Raw genomic sequence first — 12042 nt, 5'->3', positions numbered from 1 at the left:
AGATTGGCATCGCTCTGTTTGGCTGCGATCAGGGCCCCAGTAAATCGGCTATTTTCCCTGCCGAGAGCTGCGCAAACCAGGCTTCGTCATAGGCCCGTTGCAGGAAATTAATCGCCGATAGTGCCGACACCACAGAATCGGCGAATTCGGTGCGTCTGCTGCTCAACTCGCTGTCCCGTCCATCCAGTAACGCCAGATGTGAGGCCAGCCGCAGAGCATTGGTGAAGAGATCCTGCGAGATGGAGGACTCACAACTGATCGTCCGGCGCAGTAACATTTGCTGGCCCTGTGCCATCAGTTGCCGGGTAAAGACTTTCTTATCGTGTACCGGGCGTCCCTCCATATCCAGAAGGGCGACAGCCATTATCAGGTAGGCCTCGGTGATAGAACGCAGGATCGCATGCCCAAAGCGCGGTGGTTTATCGCGTAGCAGTTTCTGTATGGAATGATCGCCGTTGTCCCAGTTCGGGTACCGCCGCCCGGTTTCATGCAGTACGTCCGCCCAGAAATCACCCGCGGATTTATAAAAGAACTCGAATTTGTACAGGTCCCGCAGAGTCATCACGTTGCTGTGGAGTGACTCCGTACTGGGGAGGTCTATATCCAGCGCACACATTGCCAGACCGATTTCACCCAGCGCTGCAGGTAAAAAGTAGTGGGTGATGGTGTTGCGGTAGTAAGCAGCGGCCAGGCGCTGTTCACCCGGAATATAGTAGACAGGTACTTGTGCCGCATCAAAGCACTTCACCACACCCGATGTTTCCAGCGCCAGCACTGCGGCGCTGACCTGGGCCTCGTTATTCAGGCTGAAACCGGAAGCGGTCGGCAGCTTCTGCTCGCGGATAAGTTCTTCTATTCCGGCAGATTGGCTGTACATCTCCGCAGCTGTCAGGGCGCGCTTGTTGGCGCCTAACAGCACCATTGCCAGCACATCGGCGGATTTGATAGGCGTTATCTGCTCTATTCGTGTGCAGACCTCCAGCGCCATACGGGTGACGTCGAACTGTTGCTGTCCGCTACCAGCGGACTCGGCATCCGGTTGCGGTGTATCTGGCTGCTCCAGCGGCAGTGGCTCGCCATAGCGCACATACACTTTGCCGTAGGGCTGTTTCATGCCAAATATATAGTTGAAGAACCAGCGCAACGATTCCTTGCGCTTGGGCAGTCCGCTCTGCAGTGCCACATAATCGTCGATCTCTGCGATGCGATCGAAAGCGATGGAAACGGGTACTAACAGCACGTTCTCAGTCTGCTCGCGGTGGCACGACTCCACCACCCAGTTGAGCAACCCTAATTTGGGCGGTGACAATTTGCCGGTGCGAGAGCGAGTCCCCTCTATCGACCATGACAGTGGCATACGATTGCGGATCAGGTGATCAATATAGTGTCGGAACACCAGTTTATAGACAGGGTCTTCCTGAAAGGTGCGGCGCAGGAACACTGCACCCACTCGACGGGCAAGTGCGCCAAAGCCGAGAAAATTCATATTGATGCCGGCAAATATCAGCGGCAGCGGGCGGAAGTGATTCTGGTATAGCGATAGTAGAAATACAAAGCTGTCCATGTGGGACTTGTGTGACCAAAGGAAAAGCAATAAATGATCTTTTGAGAGCTCCCGCAGCTCTTCGAGTTTGTCCAGGTTGATGTCCAGCTCTGCTTCATAGCTGCGCGTGTAAATAAAACGTGCGAGTTTCGACATCGGGCGCAGCCAGGACTCCTGCGGCGTGGCTTCGATTTCCTTGAGGCATTTGCGTGCATAGGCCTGCGCCTGCTCCAGTGTTTTGCCGCTGTCGCGGGCAGCCGCTTCCAGCTCTTTCAGGAAAGCTGCGTCGCTCAAAATGGATCTGGCTTTGGTATCTGGAGAGCTGCCTGTCATAGTTTAAATACTCCAAACAAGGCAGCGTGATCGGACAGCTCACGCCAATGACCGGTACTGAGCCGCTGGCAGGCTGCGGGTTGCAGGCCGCGATAATAGATGCGATCCACCGGCAGCATGGGGCGCCATACCGGAAATGTCAGCGCATGACGTCCCTTCATCTGTACGAACAGTTCTTCAAGGCCGAGATCGTCATGCAGGTGAAGTTCGGCGCGGCGCCGCCAGTCGTTGAAATCTCCGGCAATGATCATCGGCTCATTGCGCGGCACATGACTGTTTATCCTGTCGGTGAGCGCCTGTAGCTGTTCGCGACGTTCCTGTTCGAGTAGCCCGAGGTGGACGCACAGCGTATGCAAGCGCGTATTTTTATGCGGCAATTCGATCACACCGTGCAGAATGCTGCGGCTGGAGCGGGGAAATATTGACACATCGATGTTTTCAAAGCTGGCAAATGGGTACATGCTGAGAATGGCATTGCCGTGATCCCCTTTGCGGTAGATCGCGTTGCGACCGTAGGCGTAGTGAGGCCAGGCTTCCTCCGCGAGGTATTCGAAATGTGGCTGATCCGGGTAGGAGAAGCGCCGGCGTTTGGCAGCACTTTTTATAGCTGTCCCGTGTATTTCCTGTAGAAACACAATGTCAGCGCCCGTCTCCGCAATTCTCTCGCGCATGGACTCCAGCACGAAGCGGCGGTTACCGGTACAGTACCCCTTGTGGATGTTGTACGTTAAAACATGTATCTCTGCGCTCACGGGCATCCCGTTGACACAGTTGAAGCTTCTATTTGCACCAGGTTATTCCTTGGTTTTACGTGATTGAATGGCTTTGATTGTCCACGACATAACGTAGTCGAAGCCGCTCGCTGCGGCCAGGAAAAGTACCGCGGCAGTTCCGGCAAGCGTGAGCTGTGGTGGAAGCGTATCCAGAACCTGTGACAGCAATACCAGCACACAAAAAGCGATCTGCAGCACCATATTGCTCTTACTCAAAGTCGATGCGCCGAACTCAAACGGGCCGACAAACCGGTAGTACGCGGCAGCGCCGATAACGATGATCAGATCCCGAGCGATTACGGCGATACTAAGGTACCACGGTACCAGTCCAACTACCGCCATGCAGACAAAGGTGACCGTTATCAGAACTTTATCTGCAATGGGATCCAGTATGGCGCCAAAACGTGACAGCGCGTCGAGGCGCCGTGCGAGAAAACCATCCAGTGCATCGGTGATGCCGGCAATAACGCCTGTAATCAGTGCCCAGTCGTACTGTTCGCGCAGAATCAGTAGACCCAGTGGGAGCGCTAGCAATAGTCGCACAAAGGTCAGGCAGTTGGGGAGGTATCGCAGCATGCCCGGATCTAGTCGCCAGCCTCTGGTTGCCACAGCAGATATACCGCCAGCTCGCGGCGCTCCGTCGCACTTAGGGGGAATACCGGCATAGGTGATTGCGGCGATTCGAGCGCCGCGATCACTGCGGTGTATCCCAGTCGCTGGTCAAGATCATCAAGGCGCACAGGATTGGTGCCCTGCTCGTGACAGGTGCTGCACTGGTAGCGCTGGTAGAGCGCGCGACCGTTGGCGGCCATCTCCGGTAGGTCAGCCTCCGCCAGCCACTCCGGGGGCGTGGTATCCAGACTACTCACAGAGGGCAACTCCATAGGCGCAGGCTTGTACCCCGGTGCCAGATCGTCATTGTCTCCCCGGTAGGCAACCCGATAAATAGCGCCAGCGTAGTCGTCGGATATATAAATGTCGCCGTTCGGACCCTGAGCAACGTCGACGGGACGGCCGGTAATATCGCCATCGAGATTGAAACCGGCGAGAAAATCGCGCTCCTCGATGCCGTCTTCTGTCCAGTGCAGTGACACGACTTTATAACCGTCGGGTATGCTGCGGTTCCACGAGCCGTGGAGCGCGGCGAGTGCGCTGCGCCGGTACTGCGGTGGCAGGGCTTCGGCATCCAGGAAGGTCATGCCCAGCGGCGCGTTGTGCGCCTGAAATCCGTGGGCTGGCGCTGTCGGCTGGCGTTGGTCGGCAAGCGGGTCCGCGCCCATGTCGGGGTCGGGGATGTTGTCTCCGTTAAAATAGGGCCAGCCGTAGAATTTTCCCTGTTCTATCCGGTTCAACTCGCAGGGAGGAAAGTCATCGCCCAGCATGTCACGGCCATTGTCGGTGGCATAGAGGTCACCGCTCCACGGCGCCCAATCGAAACCGACACTGTTGCGAAGGCCTGTCGCGATGATCTCGCCCTGGCTGCCGTCCCTCTCAAAGCGCATCATCGTCGCCCGTCTGGTGTCCTCTTCCTCGCAGACATTGCAGGTTGAACCCTGTGCAAGATAGAGCTTCTTGTCCGGCCCGATGCGGATGGTTTTGGACCAGTGATTGCCGTTGGCGGTCAGCCCCTCCACGACCGGCTCGATGTCACCCTCCACCGTACCGCTGTTGCTGTCCAACCGAATGCGCCCGATGCGCGTGGATTCAGCGATATACAACCAGCCATCACTGATCTCCATCCCCAGCGGTCTGTCCAGCCCTGAAATCACCGTTTCACGAGCATCGGGATGACCGTCGCCGTCGGTGTCGCGGCGCAGCAGCAGGATATCGCCCATGCCGGGTCGGCTGACCAGCAGGTCTCCAGCGGGTGTAAACCGTAGGAAGCGGGCGCGAGGCACCTCACTGGCATACAGTTCCAGCGTAAAGCCCTCTGGTACCTGATAGCGCTGGCGCACTGTGGCATCATTGGCGGCCGGGCCCTCGACGCCGAACAGGGTGTTGAGCAGTACTGGCAGGCCATTGACGCTTATCTGGCCGCTGGTGAACAGTGCGACGATTAAGCCAGCAAAAAGGGCTATCAGTACAACCAGACTAATTAGAATTTTGCGCATGAAGCGTTCCTGTAGGGCAGTGTAGAGTATCGCGATTGAGCGTGTGGCGAGAATATAGCACAGGCTGGGTCGGCCTTTGTGCGGGAATTTTTCTGGCGGTTCATACCCGAGCCGATGAGCATTTTCCAGAGATTTTTTCGTAATTTGCCGTTCTACGCAGATTTTTCTCTAGAAATCTCCAGTTTTTGGTAGACACCTGTCTATTGCCTACATACTGTCAAAGGCTGTGAGCAGCCCATACCGGGTCAACTGTCGGTATTCGAGCTGTATTTGTCGGGACGGAAGATTGAGTCGGGATGTCAGGCAGCTATGCTTAAAACCCTTAAGATACCCACCAGTGACCTGAGCATTGGTATGTATATCAGTGGGCTGGACCGCCCCTGGTTAGAGACTCCTTTTATCACGCAGGGCTTCCTGATAGAGCGCCCCGAGGATATACGTGAACTGCAGAAGTACTGCGAGTCTGTTTATATTGATAGCAGGCGCAGTGCCCGTTCTGGCACCGTTGTGCGGCGCGAGTCGCCGCCACCGAAGCGCAGCGAGCCACCCAGGCGGCTTCAACGGCAACCCGACGAGGGTTCGGCCAAAAAACTCAGGGAACGCCCGCGAATTCCGTTAAGCCACATTTTTCTGGGCCGGCCACTAAAGGCCTATCGTGATGATAGTAAGTGGGAGGAAGAGCAACCGCGTGCACAGCGTATGCTGACCACGCTGATTGGTGACATCGATGACATTTTTGAGAACGTCAGCGCCGGCGCAAAGCTGGATGTCATCAAGTTGCGGAAGTCTGTCGAGCCCATGGTTGAAAGCATTAGTCGAAACCCCGATGCCTGCCTATGGGTTAGTCGTTTGAAAGACCACGATCAATATACCTATCATCACGCCCTGAGTGCCTCCATGTGGGCGGTATCACTCGGTCGCCAGCTTGGGCTGCCACGGCGCGACCTGCGTTCACTTGCCATGGGCTGTATGCTGATGGATATTGGGATGCTGCGTGTCGATCGTTCCCTGTTGCAGGCACAGCGCAAACTAACTACCGAAGAGACGGCCGAGGTTGCGCTGCATGTGAGTCATGGCCTGGATATCCTCAAGGAGTGCGGCATTCTCAACCAGGATGTTATAGACATCGTGGCGCACCACCATGAACGCTATGATGGTTCCGGTTATCCCGCGGGCCTGTCCAGGGACCAGATACCTCCCTTTGCACGTATCGCCGCCATCGTTGATACCTACGACGCCATTACCACTACTCGCAGCCACGCAAAGCCGGTCTCCCCCAGCGATGCGATAAAGTTGCTGTATGGCCTGCGCGACCAGGATTTCCAGGCAGAACTGGTGGAGGCCTTCATTCAGGCGGTCGGAATCTACCCGGCGGGTACGCTGGTGGAGTTGTCTTCCGGCGAAGTCGGTGTGGTGGTGGCAGAGTATCGCACGCGACGTTTAAGACCAAAGGTCATGTTGTTGCTTGATGAGCAGAAAAATCGGCTGCCCATTGCACAGGTAATAGACCTACAGGAATTTGTCGCGGAATCAGGGGCTTCACCCCTGACGATAAAAACGAGTCTGCAGCCGCTTTCCTATGGCATCGATCTCGCCCGAGTGAGTGGCCTCTAGCGCCGCCGCCATTGTTCCTCTAGCCCCACGTGTCGGCGTGAATTTTCTTGAAAGCCTGCCTGTCCACAAATTGAAGTGCCCGAGTTCGCGGCCAGCCATCGACACGAACCCGGATAGACTCTATATTTGCCAGTTCGGGAAACTCTCATTCACAGGAACGGAATAATTATGTTCATCAGTGTAAACAAACTTGTTGCAGTCGCAGTAGTAGCAACGTTGGCAGGGGGGTGTGCCTCTATCGCCGACCAGAATGCAATGGAGACTGAGCGGCGTCTGTCCGCTGCCGGATTTCAGATGAAACTGGCCAACACACCTGAAAAAATGGAGCACCTCAACCGCCTCGGTCAGCGCCGACTGGTACCGATGGAGAAAGACGGTGCCACGGTCTTTGTCTACGCTGACGGAAAAGGCTGCAAGTGTGTCTATGTCGGTTCCCAGAAGAACTATCAGGAGTACGAGCGCCTGTCGATACAACAGAACGTTGTGGATGAACAGCGCCAGACTGCCCAGAACATGAATATGGCTGTGACCAATGCGACCATGAATTGGGATATGTGGGGTGCCTGGCCCCGCCCGATTCTTTACTAGGTCTCCTGTCAAGCAGGAGAATTCTCGCTGCGCAAGTCCATTCCTGCTGTGACCGACATCCGATCCGTTTTGTTGCGGTGGGTCATGGTAGTTGACGGATCGGCGCGGGATAATGCATCCAGTTACTGGCGCATGCGCAATTAACGTGTATCGGGTTTCAGAGGAGCATAGCAATGGCAACAAGCAGGCCTATTCGGCTGGGAATTATGGGTTTTGGCCAGATTGGCAGGCAAATTTACCATCTAGCCGCCTGTAGCAGCGATATTGAAGTCGTCGCTATCGCCGACATCGGCAAGGCTGAAATCCTGCATTATCTGCTGGCATCGGAAGTGAACGAGCCGCAGATGCATACACTGGAGGGTAACTTCCTGGTTAACCCGCGCTTTCGCGCGCGGCTGATGCAGATAGATAGCCCCGAAGAAATGCCCTGGGATATCTTCGCGGTCGATATGGTAATCGATGCCACCGGCAAGTATCGCGATCGGCAATCAATGGAAGCACACCTGGCCAATGGTGCACCGCGCACCCTGTTGCGAACCCTGCCGATTGACCATGTCGACCGGATTGTAATACCGGGGATCAATACAGATAGTGTGACGGCCGAGGATCGCATGATTTCGGCGGGATCGCCCACCATGTCAGCCCTGTGCCTGTTGCTACATAGCGTCTGCGAGAATTTTGAAATTGAATGCGGCAGCATGACGACAGTGCATGCCTATACATCCGATCAGTCACTGCAGGACTATGCCGGAGTCGATTTTCGCCGCAGTCGCTCGGCGGCCAAAAATATTATTCCCAATACCCATGAGGCGTCGCTTTGGCTGGGGCATGTACTGCCGGCGCTCGATGACAGGATAATGACCTGGGCGCTCAATGTGCCTGTGCAGGAAGGCTGCCTGCTGGATGTGACGCTGGCGATGAAGGATGCCGCCATCGGGGCGGAGGATATCAACGAGGCGATGCGCGCTGCCGCTGCCAAACACGACGGTATTATCGGTGTAGTGGAAGACCCGATTGTGTCGTCGGATGTCATCGGCAACGCCAATTCCCTGCTATTTGATACCAAGGGCACTATCAAGGCGGGCAGCAATACCATCAAGATGCTTGGCTGGTATGAAACGCTGGGCCATGCCGCGCGGTTGCTTGAGGTGGCACGCCTCTATTCGTCGTTGGCTCTGCCGCAGGAGAAAAAATGATGAGAATAGCGATCAATGGGTTTGGCCGTATCGGGCGCTCGGTATTCCGCATACTGGAGGCGCGTAACGATATTGAAGTCGTTGCGATCAATGATCTGTTTGACTATGACGCGCTGCGCTATTTGCTCAGTTATGACACGGTTATGGGGCCATTCGCCAAGCCGCTCAAACTGGAAGACAATCATTTCGTTACTGACAAGGGGCGGGTAAAGCTGCTCAGCGAGCGCAACCCGCAGGATTTACCCTGGGCCGAACTGGGTGTTGATGCGGTTATTGAATCAACCGGCGTATTTCGCAAGCGTGAACAGTTGGAACAACATCTCGCCGCCGGTGCGGGCAGAGTGGTGCTAACAGTGCCGGCCAAGGACGCGATCGACTACACCGTGGTCCTTGGTGTGAACGAGGAGGGGCTGAGCGCAGAGCACCGCATTGTATCCAATGCCAGTTGTACCACCAATTGTCTGGCGCCTATGGCTCGCGTACTGGATGAGGCGTTTGGTATAGAGGAGGGCGTCATCAACACCGTTCATGCTTACACTAACGATCAGCGGCTGGCGGATGTGCCGCATACTGACTGGCGCCGCAGTCGTGCGGCGGCGGAAAATATTATCCCGACGTCTACCGGTGCGGCCAAGGCCGTTGGCGAGGTGTTGCCGCAGTTAAAGGGCAAGCTGCACGGCATCGCCGCCCGTGTCCCGGTACCGGATGGTTCGGTGGTGGACCTGTTTGTAAAACTCAATAAACAGGTCGCGGTGAATGATGTACACGAGGCGGTACAGGCGGCATCGGTGTCGCCGCGTTTGCAGGGTATCCTGCATTACAGTGAACAGCCTATCGTCTCCACGGATATCATCGGTAATTCACACTCGTCGATCTACGATGCCGGTTTTACCGGTGTCACCGCAGGGCGATACTTGCGGGTATTGAACTGGTACGATAACGAGTGGGGCTATTCCAGCCGGGTCTGCGATCTGCTGGTCCGATTAAGAGACTTGACCTGACTCTGTTGTGTACACAGAATAGGCAGCGTCGTCGCAGGTGTGACAACGCGTGCAAAACCTGCTTCCGTTGGAGCAGGGTCGAAGCTGCACATTAAACTCAAGGTTCCCATTATGTCCAAAGTGATAAAGCTTGTATTTCTGGTGTCGTTTCTGTGTGTTGCCGGCCCCGCTACCTCGGCTAACAGTTACAGCGATGCGATAAAGGCATTCAGCAATGCTGGCGAAAGCGGCCGCTATTTTAAAACGGCCTATGGTTATGCTGTGTTCCCGACTATCGGCAAGGGTGCCTTTATTATTGGTGGCGCCTATGGTGAGGGCAAAGTTTTCGTGGGCAGCAAACATGTGGGCAACTCCACGATGAGCCAGGTCTCGGTGGGCGCACAGTGGGGAGGGCAGGCGTACAGCCAGATAATCTTCTTCGAACACGAGCAGGCCTTTAACGATTTTACCTCCGGTAACTTTGAACTCAGCGCCACCGCATCGGCGGTGGCGATTACGGCCGGCGCATCTGCGGAGGCCACAACCAGTGGCGGAACAGCTGCGGGGATCAGTGGCGGTCGCAACGATGCTGCGACGGTGTCTGGCGGTTATCGCAAGGGCATGGCCATTTTTACCATCGCCACAGGTGGCCTGATGTTTCAGGTGGCCGTGGCGGGGCAGAAATTCAGTTATACACCGCTATAAGCCGCTACAAGCGTTATTTCATTAGAGTAATTATCACCGAGAGGCAGACTTGCACTGCCTCAGGTCAGCACCGCTTATCCCTCGGCGATAGTCCGGGCGCGCGCAATTGCGTCTGTGGGGACCTTGCCCATCAAGATCACATGCCATTTCCTCGGCCCGTGTGCGCCGTAGACCAGTTGTCCCTCAATGTCGGCAGTACTGGAGGGACCGGCGATAAAGTTGATGCCGCGCGGTGGGCCGTTCTGTTCCATTTCCTGTTTGATCCTGCCCCAGGCGTGTTCCATGTCGGGCACCAGGTCTGAAGTGTCCACCAGTACAATGTGGTGCTCAGGTAGCAGGTTGTTGGCCCCGGGGTTGGATTTGCCGGTCCATGTCATCACCGCACCGGTCTCTACAACGCCCAGCTGGGCAAAGCTCAATGCCACGGGCTCGCCTACTTCCAGTCGGCCGAAGCGTGGTAGCACACCGGCATCGCGCCACGGCATAGCGGCGAGGCGCGGGTCATTGCCGGCAACCAGTCGGTGGCTGCGAAAATGGGAATAGATGTATTGTCCTATTGCGGCCACCGCCTCAGCACGATTGCCGACGCAGTCGGCACTGCCCTGGTTTTTTAACACATTCACCAGAAAGGCCTCACACATTTCGGGTGCGGGTGGCGCAGGCACCGGTGCACTGCCCAGTGCCTGGCGGTCCAGTTCAATTCGCTCTGCACTGGCTGTTTGTGAGATATCGCGCAGGCGTGCAAAAATTTCGGAGCGGGCACTAGTGCTCATTCTGCTGCTCCGCGAGTCGCTTCAGACGTGCCTTGTACTGCTGCATGAACGTTTTGCCCTGAGGTGCCGGGAAATCCCGCTCACTGGTCCAGCCCCCAGCCATCGGCAGGCGCGCAAAGCGCCCGCGCTTGCGCCCGAAGAAATGCAGCGTGGAAATCGCGAATGACGTCAGCATCTGATAGAGCCTGGGATGTCTGGCCAACCAGGTGTGAAACTTAAGCCCCTGCCGCCAGCGACTTGCGGATAGTTTCTGGCTGTTCTCCTCGTGCCGCAAGTCGCGCAGCATGTCCGGCAGCGGGATGTCGGCAGGGCAGACTTCGGCACAGCGGCCGCAACTGGTGCAGGCGTTAGGCAGGGCGTTGCTTTGTTCCAGCGATGTCAGCAGTGGAGTGAGTATGGAACCCATTGGGCCGGGATAGACCCAGCCATAGGCATGTCCACCGACGCTGGTGTAGATGGGGCAATGGTTGAGGCATGCACCACAACGGATACACTCCAGCATTTCCCGATAATCGCTGTCCAGAATCTCGCTGCGCTTGTTGTCCAGCAAAACAAAGTGCGTTTCGATGGGCCCGTCGAGGTCGCTTTCGCGGCGCGGTCCGGAATAAAAGCTGGTATAACAGGTCTGTGTTTGCCCTGTGGCAGAACGCACCAGCAGGCGCAGCATGGCCGTGGCATCCTGTGCCAGTGGTAGAACGCGGTCGATAGTGGTGCAGACGATCAACACCCGGGGCAGGTTGGCGCAGAGGTCGCCATTCCCCTCGTTGGTCACCAGCATCGAGTAGCCATTTTCTGCGATCAGTGCATTGGACCCTATGATGCCGACCTCGGCTTGCAGAAAGTGTTCGCGCAATACCTCGCGCGCCTCGCTCACCAGATCGACCGTCTCGGGTAGCTCCCTCTCACCGAGGTCATGCCTGGACTGAAACAGCTGGCGAATTTCCTCGGCGGATTTGTGCAGTGCCGGGGCGACAATGTGACTGGGTGTCTCACCGGCTTGCTGGATGATGTACTCCCCCAGATCGGTCTCCGTCACGGACAGACCGGCACTCTGCAAAAATGCATTGAGTCCCGTCTCTTCTGTGACCATGGATTTGCCCTTGGCGATGCGTCGCGCATCGTGCTGTTGGCAAATGTCCAGCACGAGGCTGTTGAGTTCCTCGCCATCGCGGGCAAAGTGCACGTGGTTGCCATTTTGTACCGCCTGGTACTCGAATTGGCCGAGGTAGTACTCCAGGTGATCCAGCGCGTGCTGGCGCACGCGCTTGATGTGCTTGCGCAAATTGTCGAATTCGTCGAAACCCTCTATCGCAGCGGAGCGCATAAGTGGCGCGAAGGCAGCGATTACATCGCGCCGCTGGGCTTGTGCAGTATTCTTCAGCGCTGCACTGGCGTTCTCCAGAAAAGTGTCGCTGTGCTGCTCCAT

The 12042-nt window shown here is 56.4% G+C and carries 11 protein-coding genes; 5 read left to right on the top strand and 6 right to left on the bottom strand.

Annotation, left to right across the window (positions count from 1 at the left end; all coding sequences use genetic code 11):
• Window positions 1-28: 28 nt before the first annotated feature.
• The 4 genes from AC0L6S_RS08570 to AC0L6S_RS08555 are packed head-to-tail and all read right to left on the bottom strand — an operon-like array spanning window position 29 to window position 4760.
• Window positions 29-1876 (bottom strand): 1-acyl-sn-glycerol-3-phosphate acyltransferase, encoded by a 1848-nt coding sequence (locus tag AC0L6S_RS08570; protein WP_473428010.1) that lies wholly within the window; start codon window positions 1874-1876, stop codon window positions 29-31.
• Window positions 1873-2628, bottom strand: a complete 756-nt coding sequence (locus tag AC0L6S_RS08565; RefSeq protein ID WP_473428009.1) for an endonuclease/exonuclease/phosphatase family protein — start codon at window positions 2626-2628, stop codon at window positions 1873-1875. The genes AC0L6S_RS08570 and AC0L6S_RS08565 overlap by 4 nt, the downstream gene beginning before the upstream one ends.
• 42 nt (window positions 2629-2670) lie before the next feature.
• Window positions 2671-3225 carry a CDP-alcohol phosphatidyltransferase family protein gene (locus tag AC0L6S_RS08560; protein WP_473428008.1) on the bottom strand — a complete coding sequence of 185 codons (555 nt, stop codon included), beginning with the start codon at window positions 3223-3225 and terminating at the stop codon, window positions 2671-2673.
• Between the two features lie 8 nt (window positions 3226-3233).
• Window positions 3234-4760: a PQQ-dependent sugar dehydrogenase gene (locus AC0L6S_RS08555; RefSeq protein ID WP_473428007.1), complete on the bottom strand. Its 1527-nt coding sequence runs from the start codon at window positions 4758-4760 to the stop codon at window positions 3234-3236.
• A gap of 309 nt (window positions 4761-5069) precedes the next feature.
• Between AC0L6S_RS08555 and AC0L6S_RS08550 the strand changes: the two genes are divergently transcribed.
• The 5 genes from AC0L6S_RS08550 (at window position 5070) to AC0L6S_RS08530 (ending at window position 9843) form a co-directional block, all read left to right on the top strand.
• Window positions 5070-6374, top strand: coding sequence for an HD-GYP domain-containing protein (locus AC0L6S_RS08550; RefSeq protein ID WP_473428006.1), 1305 nt, complete (start codon window positions 5070-5072; stop codon window positions 6372-6374).
• 168 nt (window positions 6375-6542) lie between these two features.
• Window positions 6543-6962, top strand: coding sequence for a hypothetical protein (locus tag AC0L6S_RS08545; RefSeq protein ID WP_473428005.1), 420 nt, complete (start codon window positions 6543-6545; stop codon window positions 6960-6962).
• 173 nt (window positions 6963-7135) lie between these two features.
• Entirely contained in the window at window positions 7136-8158 is a 1023-nt protein-coding gene (locus AC0L6S_RS08540; RefSeq protein ID WP_473428003.1) for a type I glyceraldehyde-3-phosphate dehydrogenase, read from the top strand.
• Window positions 8155-9159 carry a type I glyceraldehyde-3-phosphate dehydrogenase gene (gap, locus tag AC0L6S_RS08535; protein ID WP_473428001.1) on the top strand — a complete coding sequence of 335 codons (1005 nt, stop codon included), beginning with the start codon at window positions 8155-8157 and terminating at the stop codon, window positions 9157-9159. The genes AC0L6S_RS08540 and gap overlap by 4 nt, the downstream gene beginning before the upstream one ends.
• A gap of 111 nt (window positions 9160-9270) precedes the next feature.
• Window positions 9271-9843: a lipid-binding SYLF domain-containing protein gene (locus AC0L6S_RS08530; RefSeq protein ID WP_473428000.1), complete on the top strand. Its 573-nt coding sequence runs from the start codon at window positions 9271-9273 to the stop codon at window positions 9841-9843.
• Window positions 9844-9917: 74 nt separating this feature from the next.
• Here AC0L6S_RS08530 and AC0L6S_RS08525 read toward each other — a convergent pair whose 3' ends face one another.
• Both AC0L6S_RS08525 and AC0L6S_RS08520 read right to left on the bottom strand, forming a co-directional pair.
• Window positions 9918-10616 (bottom strand): LutC/YkgG family protein, encoded by a 699-nt coding sequence (locus tag AC0L6S_RS08525; RefSeq protein WP_473427999.1) that lies wholly within the window; start codon window positions 10614-10616, stop codon window positions 9918-9920.
• Window positions 10606-12042 carry a lactate utilization protein B gene (locus AC0L6S_RS08520; protein ID WP_473427996.1) on the bottom strand — a complete coding sequence of 479 codons (1437 nt, stop codon included), beginning with the start codon at window positions 12040-12042 and terminating at the stop codon, window positions 10606-10608. Before AC0L6S_RS08520 ends, AC0L6S_RS08525 begins: the two co-directional genes overlap by 11 nt.

Source organism: Halioglobus sp. D3-4, assembly GCF_055809315.1.
This window is presented reverse-complemented; position numbering and strand designations above follow the sequence as displayed.